Here is a 13,769-nt window from a genome sequence, read left to right as displayed (position 1 = left end):
GTGGATATATACCCCTTGTGGCGAGGGGATTTATCCCCGCTGGGGCGCGAAGCGGCCCCAAAATCTGACTTGGATCAGGATTGGGTTCTGGTTTGAGGGCTGCTTCGCAGCCCAGCGGGGGTAAGTCCTCTCGCCACAAAAAGCAGACCTCAATCAGCTTTCAAGCCCGCGGCGCATACGCAAACACATCGGCGCGCATCTGGTGGGCGTCCATCCCGGCTTCCACCAAGGCATCGAGCGTGGCGTAGATCATGGCTGGCGAGCCGCTGGCATAGACGTGCACGCCGGAAAGGTCGCTGATGTCCTCGCACACGGCTTCATGGAGCATCCCGCAGCGCCCTTCCCAGCCGCACAAGTCGCTGACGACTTTGTGCAGGAACAGGTTCGGCAGTTTTTCCCATTCATTCCAATGCTCGATTTCATAGAAATCTTCCGGCCGCCGCACGCCCCAATACAGATGCACCGGGTGCTTGAAACCGGCGGCCCGGCAATGCTCGATCAGGCTGTGCATCTGCGCCATGCCGGTGCCGGCGGCGATCAATACCAACGGGCCGTCCGGCAGTTCGGACAAATGCGTGTCGCCAAAAGGCATTTCGACGCGCACGCTGGGGTTGCGTCGCAGTTGTTCCAGCAGCGCCTGTGCACTGCTTTCGCGCACCAATACATGCAACTGCAATTCGCGCCCGGAATGCGGTGCCGAGGCCAGGGAGAAGGCCGATTTCTCGCCGTTTTCCCGTTCGATCATCAAGTACTGCCCGGCGTGATAGCGCGGTGGCTTGCCGGCCGGCGCACGCAGGCGCACTCGCCAGACATCGCCACCCACGTCGGCGCACTCGATCACCTGGCACGCCAGGTTGCGGACCGGCAGCTCACCCGGCGCCAGCACGCCATCCCACAACACCACACAGTCCTCCAGCGGCTCGGCGATGCAGGTGAAGATCTCACCGTGATCGCGCACCTCACCAGCCTGTTCCACGCGGCCCTCCACCAACAACGCACCACAGACGTGGCAGTTGCCGTTGCGGCAGCTTTGCGGGCATTCGTAGCCCAGGCGTCGCGCGCCATCGAGAATCCGCTCGGCGGGCCGTATCTCCAGCACCGCCCCGGAAGGCTGCAAGGTTACACGCATCAATCTATTCCTAACTGATTCCAGATGGCATCGATCCGTTGGGTAACGGCTTCATCCTTGACGATAACCCGGCCCCACTCACGAGTGGTCTCACCGGGCCATTTATGCGTGGCATCGAGCCCCATCTTCGACCCCAGGCCAGACACTGGCGAGGCAAAGTCGAGGTAGTCGATCGGCGTATTCTCGATCATCACCGTGTCGCGCTTGGGGTCCATGCGCGTGGTGATGGCCCAGATCACGTCGTTCCAGTCCCGTGCGTTGATATCGTCGTCAGTGACGATAACGAACTTGGTGTACATGAACTGTCGCAAAAACGACCAGACCCCAAGCATGACCCGCTTGGCATGCCCCGGATACGACTTCTTCATGGTCACCACGGCCATCCGGTACGAGCAGCCTTCCGGCGGCAGGTAGAAGTCGGTGATCTCCGGAAACTGCTTCTGCAGGATCGGTACGAACACTTCGTTCAGCGCCACACCGAGAATGGCCGGCTCATCGGGTGGACGGCCGGTGTAGGTGCTGTGGTAGATCGGTTTGATCCGATGGGTGATGCGCTCGACGGTGAACACCGGGAAGCTGTCGACTTCGTTGTAGTAGCCGGTGTGGTCGCCGTACGGGCCTTCATCGGCCATTTCACCGGGATGGATCACCCCTTCGAGGATGATCTCGGCGGTGGCCGGTACTTGCAGGTCGTTGCCACGGCACTTCACCAGTTCGGTGCGGTTGCCGCGCAGCAGGCCGGCGAAGGCATATTCGGAGAGGCTGTCGGGCACAGGCGTGACGGCGCCGAGGATGGTCGCCGGGTCCGCGCCCAGGGCCACCGATACCGGGAATGGCTGGCCGGGGTGTTTTTCACACCACTCACGGTAGTCCAGCGCTCCGCCGCGATGACTCAGCCAGCGCATGATGACTTTGTTGCGGCCAATCACTTGCTGACGATAGATGCCCAGGTTCTGGCGGTCCTTGTTCGGGCCTTTGGTGACGGTCAGGCCCCAGGTGATCAGCGGCCCCACGTCGCCCGGCCAGCAGGTCTGCACCGGGAGCATGGCCAGGTCGACATCGTCGCCTTCGATCACCACTTCCTGGCAGATCGCGTCCTTGACGACTTTCGGCGCCATGGAAATGATCTTGCGGAAAATCGGCAGCTTGGACCAAGCGTCCTTCAGGCCTTTAGGCGGCTCGGGCTCCTTGAGGAACGCCAGCAGCTTGCCGATTTCGCGCAGTTCGCTGACGGCTTCGGCCCCCATGCCCAAGGCCACGCGCTCTGGCGTGCCGAACAGGTTGCCCAGCACCGGAATGTCATACCCCGTCGGATTTTCGAACAGCAGCGCCGGGCCTTTCGCGCGCAGGGTGCGGTCGCAGACCTCGGTCATTTCCAGGACGGGAGACACCGGCACCTGGATGCGCTTGAGTTCGCCGCGCTGTTCCAGACCGCTGATAAAGTCGCGCAAGTCGCGATACTGCATGCAAAAGCCTCATGGTGGCCGTGGCGTTCGGGGGCCCGAGTTTAACGCCGCCCGTCCAGAATAGTGAATGCACAGATAGCAAAAAGCCGGGTTTCCCCGGCTCTTGCTGGCCTGTCTTGGCGATTTACTTGCGTTTCATCGACAGGAAGAACTCATCGTTGGTCTTGGTCGTCTTCAGCTTGTCGACCAGGAACTCGATGGCGGCGACTTCATCCATCGGATGCAGCAGCTTGCGCAGGATCCACATGCGCTGCAACTCGTCGTCGGCGGTCAGCAACTCTTCGCGGCGCGTGCCGGAACGGTTGATGTTGATAGCCGGGAACACACGTTTCTCGGCGATACGGCGATCCAGAGGCAGTTCCATGTTGCCGGTGCCCTTGAATTCCTCGTAGATCACTTCGTCCATCTTCGAGCCGGTTTCAACCAGCGCGGTAGCGATGATGGTCAGCGAACCGCCTTCCTCGATGTTCCGTGCGGCACCGAAGAAACGCTTCGGTTTTTCCAGCGCGTGGGCATCGACACCACCGGTCAGCACCTTGCCGGAGCTCGGGATCACGGTGTTGTAGGCACGGGCCAGACGGGTGATGGAGTCCAGCAGGATCACCACGTCTTTCTTGTGCTCGACCAGGCGCTTGGCCTTCTCGATCACCATTTCGGCAACCTGCACGTGGCGGGTCGGCGGCTCGTCGAATGTCGAGGCGACCACTTCGCCGCGCACGGTGCGCTGCATCTCGGTCACTTCTTCCGGACGCTCGTCGATCAGCAGCACGATCAGGTGAACTTCAGGGTTGTTACGGGCGATGTTGGCCGCGATGTTCTGCAGCATGATCGTCTTGCCCGCCTTCGGAGGCGCCACGATCAGGCCGCGCTGGCCTTTGCCGATGGGTGCGCACAGGTCGATGACACGACCGGTGAGGTCTTCGGTGGAACCGTTGCCGGCTTCCATCTTCATGCGCACGGTCGGGAACAGCGGGGTCAGGTTCTCGAAGAGAATCTTGTTCTTCGCGTTTTCCGGACGGTCGAAGTTGATGGTGTCGACCTTGAGCAGTGCGAAGTAACGCTCGCCTTCCTTCGGAGGGCGGATCTTGCCAACGATGGTGTCACCGGTGCGCAAGTTGAAGCGACGGATCTGGCTCGGCGAGACGTAGATATCGTCTGGACCGGCGAGGTAGGAAGCGTCTGCGGAGCGAAGGAAGCCGAAGCCGTCCTGGAGAATCTCCAGCACGCCATCACCGGAGATTTCCTCGCCGCTTTTCGCGTGCTTCTTGAGCAGGGAGAAAATCACGTCCTGCTTGCGCGAACGGGCCATATTTTCTATGCCCATCTGTTCGGCCAATTCGAGCAGTTCGGTAATCGGCTTTTGCTTGAGTTCAGTCAGATTCATATAGGAATGACGTAATCATTTATGGAGGGGGGAAATTAAGCTTTTGGCTTAATGAGGCCGCGCCGCGGAGAAGGCGACAGGATCGCGTACTTATTCGAAAGGAGAGCGTCGGCGACGGCTTGCAGGGGGCAATGGAGAAACCAGTGCGGGGCCGAATGTACCACCTGGGTTTGCAAGCGTCTAGCCCTGGATAACGAAAAAGCCCCGCGATTTGCGGGGCTTTTCCTGTGGCATTCGGCGCTTAGATGTTGGCGTCGAGGAAAGCAGCCAGTTGCGACTTCGACAGCGCGCCCACTTTGGTGGCTTCGACGTTGCCGTTCTTGAACAGCATCAACGTCGGGATACCACGCACGCCGTGCTTGGCCGGAGTCTCCTGGTTTTCATCGATGTTCAGCTTGGCAACGGTCAGCTTGCCTTTGTAGGTCTCGGCAATCTCGTCCAGGACCGGGGCGATCATTTTGCAGGGACCGCACCACTCAGCCCAATAGTCGACCAGTACCGCGCCTTCGGCCTTGAGTACGTCAGCCTCGAAGCTAGCGTCGCTAACGTGTTTGATCAGATCGCTGCTCATGGAAATCTCCGGGGTTGTCAGCAAAAAAACGTGGCCCATCATAGCGGCCCTTCCCAGGTTCAGGAAGCCGCAGTTGATTGAGTCTCGCTATGGCGATCAATGGCGTTGGGTATCGCTGCCGTCACGAAGCCGTGGGGGCGACGAAGGAAATCCCGGTGCGCAGCGCAGCGTTACGTACATGTTCCTGCATGGCTTTTTGCGCGGCGCCCGAAGCGCGACGGGCCAGGGCACGAAGGATCTTGCGATGCTCCTGCCAGGTTTCCATCGCCCGCTCCGCCCTGATGAACGGTAGTTTCTGGCTTTCCAGGAAGATGTCGGCGCTGGCGGTGAGGATGCTCAACATCGCCTGGTTGCCGCTGGCCAACAGGATCCGTCGATGAAACTCGAAATCCAGTCGTGCGGCGGCATCGAAATCCCCGATCTTCAATTCCCGGCGCATGGCCTCGATATTGTCTTGCAGCGCATCGAGCTCGTCGGCGCTCAGCGTAACCGCCGCCAACCCCGCCGCGAAGCCCTCCAGGGCGTAGCGCAACTGGAAGATATCCACCGGCGAAGCTTGGGCGGCGAACGGCCAGCCCGGTGCCGCTTCGTGGCGTGGCACCTCAGCCGACGATTGCACGAACACCCCTTTGCCCGGCTGCACGCTGATCATGCCCAAGGCACTCAGCGAGGAAAGCGCCTCGCGCAACGATGCCCGACTCACGCCCAGTTGCAGCGCCAGGTCCCGTTGCGACGGCAGTGCATCGCCCGGGCCGAAGCCCTCATCGACGATCAGTTTGCGGATGGCTTGCAGGGCCACTTCAGGAACGGCACGAGCGATGGAATTCATGATTTTTCAGACGAACCGGGCCAGTGAGCGGCTAGTTGTAAAGCTATTCGTCGCGCCCGGCAAGTCGTGCCCCAGCAGGGTTCGGCGACAAATACCGACGCCCGATAAAGGTGCGAAATGAGCCGCAACTGTTCAGACCAGTAAGACCGCTAAGAACCAGCAATTCCGCGGCTTTGGCTGAATAAAAGCTTGTTTGGCATGGCCTGTGCTCTGTCCGAACGCAGAAATCACATCACCGATTGCGGAGATTCGCCATGATTCAGCGTTGCAGCGCCCTGCTCACTGCCCTGTTTGCCAGCCTGATGCTCTGCCAGCTACCCGCCCACGCCGACGGCCTGGAAGACGTGGTCAAGCGTGGCACGCTCAAGGTCGCCGTGCCCCAGGACTTTCCGCCATTCGGCTCGGTGGGCCCGGACATGAAGCCCCGTGGCCTGGACATCGACACCGCGAAACTGCTGGCCGACCAGCTCAAGGTCAAGCTTGAACTGACGCCGGTCAACAGCACCAACCGCATCCCGTTCCTGACCACCGGCAAGGTTGACCTGGTGATTTCCAGCCTGGGCAAGAACCCGGAGCGTGAGAAGGTCATCGACTTTTCCAGCGCCTATGCGCCGTTCTACCTGGCTGTGTTCGGTCCACCCGATGCCGCGATCAATGGCCTGGATGACCTCAAGGGCAAGACCATCAGCGTCACCCGTGGCGCCATCGAAGACATCGAGTTGACCAAGGTCGCCCCCGAAGGCGTCACCATCAAGCGCTTTGAAGACAACAACTCGACCATCGCCGCCTATCTGGCCGGCCAGGTCGACCTGATTGCCAGTGGCAACGTGGTGATGGTCGCCATCAGCGAACGCAACCCCAAGCGTGTCCCGGCACTGAAGGTGAAACTCAAGGACTCGCCCGTGTATGTGGGCGTGAACAAGAACGAGCCCGCGCTGCTGGACAAGGTCAACCAGATCCTGGCCACCGCCAAGTCCGACGGCACCCTGGAGAAAAATTCCCAGACCTGGCTCAAGCAGCCACTGCCGGCCGACCTCTGACCGTCGCTTGAGAGGCTGAGCATGGCTTATCAGTTCGATTTTCTGCCGGTGGTGCAAAACACCGAGCTGCTGTTGCGCGGCGCACTGTTCACCCTGGAACTGACGGCCATCGGCGCGTTGCTCGGGGTCGGCCTGGGCATCGTCGGGGCCGTGGTGCGGGCGTGGCATATTCGCCCGTTCGCGGCGATCTTCGGTGTGTACGTGGAACTGATCCGCAACACGCCGTTCCTGGTGCAGCTGTTTTTCATCTTCTTCGGCTTGCCGTCCCTGGGCCTGCAGATTTCCGAATGGCAGGCCGCAGTGCTGGCGATGGTGATCAACCTCGGCGCCTACTCCACCGAGATTATTCGCGCCGGTATCCAGGCCATTCCGCGCGGGCAACTGGAGGCCGCCGCGGCCCTGGCGATGAGCCGCTTCGAAGCCTTCCGCTACGTGGTGCTGCTGCCAGCGCTGGGCAAAGTCTGGCCGGCCCTGAGCAGCCAGATCATCATCGTGATGCTCGGCTCGGCGGTCTGTTCGCAGATCGCCACCGAAGAGTTGAGCTTTGCCGCCAACTTCATTCAGTCGCGCAATTTCCGCGCGTTCGAAACCTATGCGCTGACCACGCTCATCTACCTGTGCATGGCGCTGTTGATCCGCCAGTTCCTGAACTGGGTGGGCCGCCGCTGCCTGTACAAAAGCAGCACCGGGAGCCGCCCATGAGCGATTTCACTTTCTGGGACGTGGTACGCAACCTGCTCACCGGCCTGCAATGGACCCTGGCGCTGTCACTGGTAGCGTTTATCGGCGGCGGCGTGATCGGCCTGCTGATCATGGTGTTACGCATCTCCAAGCGCGCCCTGCCCCGCAACATCGCCCGCACCTACATCGAGCTGTTCCAAGGCACACCGCTGTTGATGCAACTGTTCCTGGTGTTCTTCGGCGTGGCCCTGGCCGGGGTGGAGATTTCCCCGTGGATGGCGGCGGCGATCGCCCTGACACTGTTTACCAGTGCCTACCTGGCGGAGATCTGGCGCGGTTGTGTCGATTCGATTTCCAACGGCCAGTGGGAAGCCTCGGCGAGCCTGGCCCTCAACCCGCTGGAGCAGTTGCGCTACGTGATCCTGCCCCAGGCCCTGCGCATCGCCGTGGCGCCGACCGTGGGCTTTTCGGTACAGGTGATCAAAGGCACCGCGGTGACTTCGATCATTGGCTTTACCGAATTGACCAAGACCGGCGGCATGCTCGCCAACGCCACGTTCGAGCCGTTCATGGTGTATGGCCTGGTCGCCCTCGGTTACTTCCTGCTCTGCTACCCCTTGTCCCTCAGTGCGCGCTACCTGGAAAGGAGACTGCATGCCTCTGCTTAGAATTACCGCCCTGCATAAATACTATGGCGATCACCACGTGCTCAAAGGCATCGACCTGAGCGTCGAGGAAGGCCAGGTAGTGGCGATCATCGGCCGCAGCGGCTCGGGCAAATCCACCTTGCTGCGCACCCTCAATGGCCTGGAATCGATCAACGACGGCGTGATCGAGGTGGACGGCGAATACCTCGATGCCGCCCGCGCCGACCTGCGCAGCCTGCGGCAGAAAGTCGGGATGGTGTTCCAGCAGTTCAACCTGTTCCCGCACCTGACCGTCGGCGAGAACGTGATGCTTGCGCCGCAAGTTGTGCAAAAAGTGCCCAAGGCCAAGGCCGCCGAACTGGCGCGGCAGATGCTGGAACGGGTCGGCCTCGGCGAAAAGTTCGATGCGTTCCCGGAGCGTCTGTCCGGCGGCCAGCAGCAACGGGTCGCGATTGCCCGTGCGCTGGCCATGTCGCCGAAAGTGCTGCTGTGCGACGAGATCACCTCGGCCCTGGACCCGGAACTGGTCAATGAGGTGCTCAGCGTGGTGCGGCAACTGGCCAAGGAAGGCATGACCCTGATCATGGTCACCCACGAAATGCGTTTCGCCCGGGAAGTGGGCGACAAACTGGTGTTCATGCACCAGGGCAAGGTGCATGAGGTGGGCGATCCCAAGGTACTGTTCGCCAATCCGCAGACGGCAGAGCTGGCGAATTTTATCGGAACGGTCGAACACGCCTGATCTTTGCTGCCTAAAAGAGCCCCCTCGCCATAAAGCGCCCTGCAAGCTGCTCTGGCTCAAGGGTTTGGATCAGGCGCGTTGGCGTAAGCGGTCGATCGTGGCAGGATGGCGAGGTTATCGACCGAGACTTTTTGACCATGCCGCCATCCCAAGCCAAGAATCTGTCCCTGATCGCTGCCATAGACCTGGGCTCCAACAGCTTCCACATGGTCGTCGCCAAGGCCCAGAACGGGGAAATCCGCATTCTTGAGCGGCTCGGCGAGAAGGTCCAACTGGCCGCCGGGATCGACGAAGAGCGCAAGCTGAGCGAGGAATCGATCCAGCGCGGGCTCGATTGCCTGAAGCGGTTCGCCCAACTGATCAACGGTATGCCCCTGGGCGCGGTGCGGATCGTTGGCACCAACGCCCTGCGCGAGGCGCGTAACCGTGGCGAGTTCATCCGCCGCGCCGAAGAAATCCTCGGCCACCCGGTGGAAGTCATCTCCGGCCGTGAAGAGGCCCGCCTGATCTACCTCGGCGTTTCCCACACCTTGGCCGACACCCCGGGCAAGCGCCTGGTGGCGGACATCGGCGGCGGCAGTACCGAATTCATCATCGGCCAGCGCTTCGAGCCGCTGCTGCGCGAAAGCTTGCAGATGGGCTGTGTCAGCTACACCCAGCGCTATTTCCGCGACGGCAAGATCACCCCGGCCCGCTACGCCCAGGCCTATACGGCGGCGCGGCTGGAAATCATGAGCATCGAACACGCCCTGCACCGCCTGACCTGGGATGAGGCCATCGGCTCCTCGGGGACCATTCGCGCCATTGGCCTGGCACTCAAGGCCGGCGGACATGGCAGCGGCGAAGTCAATGCCGAGGGCCTGGCCTGGCTCAAGCGCCGGCTGTTCAAGCTCGGCGATGTGGACAAGATCGATTTCGAAGGCATCAAGCCCGACCGCCGGGCGATTTTCCCGGCAGGCCTAGCGATTCTGGAAGCGATTTTCGACGCTCTCGAACTGCAGCGCATGGACCACTGCGAGGGTGCTCTGCGCGAAGGCGTGCTGTATGACCTACTGGGCCGTCATCACCACGAAGACGTCCGTGAGCGCACCCTGGGCTCGCTCATGGAGCGTTACCACGTCGATCAGGAACAGGCGGCACGGGTCGAGCGCAAGGCGTTGCATGCCTTCGACCAGGTGGCCGATGACTGGGATCTGAACGACGGCGTCTGGCGCGAACTGCTGGGCTGGGCCGCCAAGGTGCATGAAGTGGGCCTGGACATCGCTCACTATCACTACCACAAGCACGGCGCCTACCTGATCGAGCACTCGGACCTGGCGGGTTTCTCCCGGGAAGACCAGCAAATGCTCGCACTGTTGGTGCGCGGCCATCGACGCAACATTCCCAAGGATAAATTTGCCGAGTTCGGCGATGACGGCATCAAGCTGATTCGCCTGTGCGTGCTGCTGCGCTTTGCGATCCTGTTCCACCACATCCGTGGCACCCAGGAAATGCCGCAAGTTGTCTTGCGGGCCGACGGCGATGAACTGGATGTGCTGTTTCCTGAAGGCTGGCTGGAAGAGAACCAGCTGACCCAGGCCGACTTTGCCCAGGAAGCCGAGTGGCTGACCCGGGTCGGGATTGTGCTGAACATCCATTGAATCCAGCAACAACACAGATCTCTTGTGGCGAGGGGATTTATCCCCGCTGGGCTGCGCAGCAGCCCCAGAGAGTTGAAGGTAATCAGCCTGACAACACGGGTAAGCAGGTTTTAGGGCTGCTGCGCAGCCCAACGGGGATAAATCCCCTCGCCACAGCAGCTCCCCCGCCACAAAAGCCAAGCTCGTCTCCGAGCGTTTAACGAACCGCCAACACCGGGCTGCTCAAGCGCTCCAGCAAGGTCGCCTGGGCGCTGCGCGGGTTCTGGTTGCCGGTCGGCGTGTTGCGGATGTAACGGCCATCCGACTGCAGGCTCCAGCTGTGGGTGTTGTCGGTGAGGTAGCTTTCCAACTCCTTCTTGACCCGCAGGATCAGCTTCTTGCCTTCCACCGGGAAGCAAGTCTCGACCCGCTTGTCGAGGTTGCGTTCCATCCAGTCGGCGCTGGACAGGAACATCTGTTCCTCGCCGCCATTGAGGAAGTAGAACACCCGCGTGTGCTCCAGGAAGCGACCGATGATCGAGCGCACATGGATGTTATGGGAAACCCCCGGGATGCCCGGCCGCAGGCAGCACATGCCACGCACCACCAGATCGATGCGCACGCCCGACTGGCTGGCCTTGTACAACGCACGGATGATCTTCGGATCGGTCAGCGAGTTGAACTTGGCGATGATGTGGGCCGGCTTGCCTTCCAGGGCGAACTGGGTCTCCCGGGCGATCATGTCGAGCATGCCCTTTTTCAGGGTGAATGGCGCATGCAGGAGTTTCTTCATGCGCAGGGTCTTGCCCATGCCGATCAATTGGCTGAACAGCTTGCCGACGTCTTCGCACAAGGCGTCGTCCGAGGTCAGCAGGCTGTAGTCGGTGTACAGACGGGCGTTGGCCGCGTGATAGTTGCCGGTGCCCAAGTGGGCGTAACGCACGATCTCACCGGCTTCACGGCGCAGGATGAGCATCATTTTGGCGTGGGTCTTGAAGCCGACCACGCCGTAGATCACCACCGCACCGGCCGCTTGCAGGCGGCTGGCCAGTTGCAGGTTGGACTCTTCGTCGAAGCGCGCGCGCAATTCGATCACCGCGGTGACTTCCTTGCCGTTTCGCGCGGCGTCCACCAGGGCGTCGACGATTTCCGAGTTGGCACCGCTGCGGTACAGGGTCTGGCGCACCGCCAGGACGTGAGGGTCCTTGGCGGCCTGGCGCAGCAGGTCGACCACCGGCGTGAACGACTCGAACGGGTGCAGCAGCAAGATGTCCTGCTTGCTGATCACGCTGAAAATGTTCTCGCTGTTTTGCAGCAGTTTCGGGATCTGCGGCGTGAACGGCAAGTATTGCAATTCCGGATGGCTGTCCAGCCCGGTGATGCTGAACAACCGGGTCAGGTTGACCGGGCCGTTGACCTGGTACAGCTCGGTCTCATGCAGGTTGAACTGCTTGAGCAGGTAGTCGGACAGGTGTTTCGGGCAGGTGTCGGCCACCTCCAGGCGCACCGCGTCACCGTAGCGACGGGAGAACAGCTCGCCGCGCAGGGCGCGGGCCAGGTCTTCGACGTCCTCGGTGTCCACCGACAGGTCGGCGTTACGGGTCAGGCGGAATTGGTAGCAACCCTTGACCTTCATGCCCTGGAACAGGTCATCGGCGTGGGCGTGGATCATCGACGACAGGAACACATAATTGTCGCCAGGGCCGCCGACGTCTTCCGGCACGCGGATGATGCGCGGCAGCAGGCGTGGCGCGGGGATGATCGCCAGGCCGGAATCGCGACCGAAGGCGTCGATGCCTTCCAGTTCGACGATGAAGTTCAGGCTTTTGTTGACCAGCAACGGGAACGGGTGCGTGGGGTCGAGGCCGATCGGTGTGATGATCGGTGCGATCTCGTCGCGGAAATAGCGGCGCACCCAGGTCTTGAGCTTGGTGGTCCAGTAGCGACGACGAATGAAGCGGACCTGATGTTTTTCCAGCTCCGGCAACAGAATGTCATTCAGGATCGCGTATTGGCGGTCCACATGCCCGTGGACCAGTTCGCTGATGCGCGCCAGGGCCTGGTGCGGCTGCAAGCCGTCGGCGCCAGCCTGTTCACGGGCGAAGGTGATCTGCTTCTTCAGGCCGGCGACGCGGATCTCGAAAAACTCATCCAGGTTGCTGGAAAAGATCAGCAGGAATTTCAGCCGTTCCAGCAGCGGGTAGGACTCGTCCAGCGCCTGTTCCAGCACGCGGATGTTGAACTGCAGTTGCGACAGCTCGCGATGGATGTACAGGCTGCTGTCATCCAGGTTGGGAATGACAATCGCCGGGGCCGGGGCAGGCTCGATGACGGCCGGTGGAGCAGGCTCCATTTCCGGCGGCGTCTCGGCTATTTGCTCGACCACGGGTTGAGCGTCTTTTACGGCAACTTCGGAGAGTCCTTCGGTATTCATCGCAAGTTCCTGGGAGGCTATTTCTGCTCTCGTAACAATTGGGCGGCGCGCACGGCAAAGTAAGTCAGGATGCCATCAGCGCCTGCGCGCTTGAAAGCGGTCAAGGACTCCAGGATCACCCCTTCGCCCAACCAGCCGTTCTGGATCGCGGCCATGTGCATCGCGTACTCGCCGCTGACCTGATAAACAAAGGTCGGTACTTTGAATTCGTCTTTGACCCGGCAAAGAATGTCGAGGTAAGGCATGCCCGGCTTGACCATGACCATGTCTGCGCCTTCTGACAAGTCCGCCGCCACTTCGTGCAAGGCTTCCTGGCTGTTGGCCGGGTCCATCTGATAAGAGGCCTTGTTGGCCTTGCCCAGGTTCAGGGCCGAGCCGACCGCGTCGCGGAACGGGCCGTAATAGGCGCTGGCGTACTTGGCCGAGTAGGCCATGATCCGCACATTGACATGACCGGCCACTTCGAGGGCCTCGCGAATCGCCTGGATGCGTCCGTCCATCATGTCCGACGGCGCTACCACCTGCGCACCTGCCTCGGCGTGGGACAGGGCCTGCCTGACCAGTGCATCGACGGTAATGTCGTTCTGCACGTAGCCTTCTTCATCGAGGATACCGTCCTGGCCGTGGGTGGTGAACGGGTCCAGCGCCACGTCGGTGATCACCCCCAGCTCCGGGAAGCGCGCGCGCAGGGCACGGGTCGCGCGTTGGGCGATGCCCTCCGGGTTCCAGGCTTCGGCGGCGTCCAGGGACTTGAGCGCCGGCGGTGTGACCGGGAACAGCGCCAGCGCCGGGATGCCCAGCTCGACCCAGTGGGCGGCTTCTTCGAGCAACAGATCAATGGTCAGGCGTTCCACACCAGGCATCGACGCCACCGCTTCGCGACGGTTCTCACCGTCCAGCACGAATACCGGCAGGATCAGGTCATCGGTGGTCAGCACGTTTTCACGCACCAGCCGACGAGAGAACTCATCACGGCGGTTGCGACGCAGGCGGGTAGCAGGGAACAGACGATTGGCGGGGGTAAAGCTCACGGCAGACTCCTGAGCCCGTGCTGACGGGCGAGCGTGACAGTTATAAGCGGCCATTATGACCAACAGATGACAGATATGTGCACCTGCGTCCTGTCGTCGCAGTTATTGTCATTGTAGGAATTGTTCACGTCGAGACACATTTCGATACTTTCCTGAATGTGCCTGAAGGGTTAGGCTGCGCGTTCATTTCGCCAGC

At 61.4% G+C, this 13,769-nt stretch carries 12 protein-coding genes; 5 read left to right on the top strand and 7 right to left on the bottom strand.

Features of this window, described 5'->3' with window-relative positions:
* Window positions 1-160: 160 nt before the first annotated feature.
* From AC30D9_RS08685 to AC30D9_RS08665, 5 genes are all read right to left on the bottom strand, one after another.
* On the bottom strand, window positions 161-1,129 hold the full coding sequence (locus AC30D9_RS08685) for a CDP-6-deoxy-delta-3,4-glucoseen reductase (protein WP_134926310.1): 969 nt from the start codon (window positions 1,127-1,129) through the stop codon (window positions 161-163).
* Complete coding sequence (ubiD, locus tag AC30D9_RS08680) at window positions 1,129-2,595, bottom strand: 4-hydroxy-3-polyprenylbenzoate decarboxylase (protein ID WP_039590257.1); 1,467 nt, start codon at window positions 2,593-2,595, stop codon at window positions 1,129-1,131. The genes AC30D9_RS08685 and ubiD overlap by 1 nt, the downstream gene beginning before the upstream one ends.
* A gap of 124 nt (window positions 2,596-2,719) precedes the next feature.
* Window positions 2,720-3,979, bottom strand: a complete 1,260-nt coding sequence (gene rho, locus AC30D9_RS08675; protein ID WP_003206716.1) for a transcription termination factor Rho — start codon at window positions 3,977-3,979, stop codon at window positions 2,720-2,722.
* A 241-nt stretch (window positions 3,980-4,220) separates the two neighbouring features.
* The gene (trxA, locus tag AC30D9_RS08670; RefSeq protein ID WP_003206727.1) at window positions 4,221-4,550 is read right to left on the bottom strand and encodes a thioredoxin TrxA; all 330 of its coding nucleotides are present in this window, start codon (window positions 4,548-4,550) and stop codon (window positions 4,221-4,223) included.
* Window positions 4,551-4,671: 121 nt separating this feature from the next.
* Window positions 4,672-5,379: a FadR/GntR family transcriptional regulator gene (locus tag AC30D9_RS08665; protein ID WP_134926311.1), complete on the bottom strand. Its 708-nt coding sequence runs from the start codon at window positions 5,377-5,379 to the stop codon at window positions 4,672-4,674.
* A gap of 254 nt (window positions 5,380-5,633) precedes the next feature.
* Here AC30D9_RS08665 and AC30D9_RS08660 point away from each other — a divergent pair, with 254 nt between their 5' ends.
* The 5 genes from AC30D9_RS08660 (at window position 5,634) to ppx (ending at window position 10,129) form a co-directional block, all read left to right on the top strand.
* The gene (locus tag AC30D9_RS08660) at window positions 5,634-6,419 is read left to right on the top strand and encodes a transporter substrate-binding domain-containing protein (RefSeq protein WP_134926312.1); all 786 of its coding nucleotides are present in this window, start codon (window positions 5,634-5,636) and stop codon (window positions 6,417-6,419) included.
* A gap of 21 nt (window positions 6,420-6,440) precedes the next feature.
* Window positions 6,441-7,121 (top strand): amino acid ABC transporter permease, encoded by a 681-nt coding sequence (locus AC30D9_RS08655; protein ID WP_134926314.1) that lies wholly within the window; start codon window positions 6,441-6,443, stop codon window positions 7,119-7,121.
* Window positions 7,118-7,768, top strand: coding sequence for an amino acid ABC transporter permease (locus AC30D9_RS08650; protein ID WP_134926315.1), 651 nt, complete (start codon window positions 7,118-7,120; stop codon window positions 7,766-7,768). Before AC30D9_RS08655 ends, AC30D9_RS08650 begins: the two co-directional genes overlap by 4 nt.
* Complete coding sequence (locus tag AC30D9_RS08645; protein ID WP_109752602.1) at window positions 7,755-8,489, top strand: amino acid ABC transporter ATP-binding protein; 735 nt, start codon at window positions 7,755-7,757, stop codon at window positions 8,487-8,489. Before AC30D9_RS08650 ends, AC30D9_RS08645 begins: the two co-directional genes overlap by 14 nt.
* A 137-nt stretch (window positions 8,490-8,626) precedes the next feature.
* Complete coding sequence (gene ppx, locus AC30D9_RS08640) at window positions 8,627-10,129, top strand: exopolyphosphatase (RefSeq protein ID WP_134926317.1); 1,503 nt, start codon at window positions 8,627-8,629, stop codon at window positions 10,127-10,129.
* 196 nt (window positions 10,130-10,325) lie between these two features.
* On the opposite strand, the gene ppk1 is transcribed toward ppx, so the two are convergent.
* The gene (gene ppk1 / locus AC30D9_RS08635; protein ID WP_134926319.1) at window positions 10,326-12,542 is read right to left on the bottom strand and encodes a polyphosphate kinase 1; all 2,217 of its coding nucleotides are present in this window, start codon (window positions 12,540-12,542) and stop codon (window positions 10,326-10,328) included.
* Window positions 12,543-12,559: 17 nt separating this feature from the next.
* Window positions 12,560-13,573 (bottom strand): porphobilinogen synthase, encoded by a 1,014-nt coding sequence (gene hemB, locus AC30D9_RS08630; RefSeq protein ID WP_072405986.1) that lies wholly within the window; start codon window positions 13,571-13,573, stop codon window positions 12,560-12,562.
* Between the last annotated feature and the right edge of the window lie 196 nt (window positions 13,574-13,769).

It is taken from the genome of Pseudomonas sp. DF11, assembly GCF_058148565.1.
This window is presented reverse-complemented; position numbering and strand designations above follow the sequence as displayed.

Excerpts from the sequence above, each read along its gene's own strand:
- AC30D9_RS08685 (WP_134926310.1), bottom strand. The coding sequence starts at position 1,129 with ATGCGTGTAACCTTGCAGCCTTCCGGGGCGGTGCTGGAGATACGGCCC.
- ubiD (WP_039590257.1), bottom strand. The coding sequence starts at position 2,595 with ATGCAGTATCGCGACTTGCGCGACTTTATCAGCGGTCTGGAACAGCGC.
- rho (WP_003206716.1), bottom strand. The coding sequence starts at position 3,979 with ATGAATCTGACTGAACTCAAGCAAAAGCCGATTACCGAACTGCTCGAA.
- trxA (WP_003206727.1), bottom strand. The coding sequence starts at position 4,550 with ATGAGCAGCGATCTGATCAAACACGTTAGCGACGCTAGCTTCGAGGCT.
- AC30D9_RS08665 (WP_134926311.1), bottom strand. The coding sequence starts at position 5,379 with ATGAATTCCATCGCTCGTGCCGTTCCTGAAGTGGCCCTGCAAGCCATC.
- AC30D9_RS08660 (WP_134926312.1), top strand. The coding sequence starts at position 5,634 with ATGATTCAGCGTTGCAGCGCCCTGCTCACTGCCCTGTTTGCCAGCCTG.
- AC30D9_RS08655 (WP_134926314.1), top strand. The coding sequence starts at position 6,441 with ATGGCTTATCAGTTCGATTTTCTGCCGGTGGTGCAAAACACCGAGCTG.
- AC30D9_RS08650 (WP_134926315.1), top strand. The coding sequence starts at position 7,118 with ATGAGCGATTTCACTTTCTGGGACGTGGTACGCAACCTGCTCACCGGC.
- AC30D9_RS08645 (WP_109752602.1), top strand. The coding sequence starts at position 7,755 with ATGCCTCTGCTTAGAATTACCGCCCTGCATAAATACTATGGCGATCAC.
- ppx (WP_134926317.1), top strand. The coding sequence starts at position 8,627 with ATGCCGCCATCCCAAGCCAAGAATCTGTCCCTGATCGCTGCCATAGAC.
- ppk1 (WP_134926319.1), bottom strand. The coding sequence starts at position 12,542 with ATGAATACCGAAGGACTCTCCGAAGTTGCCGTAAAAGACGCTCAACCC.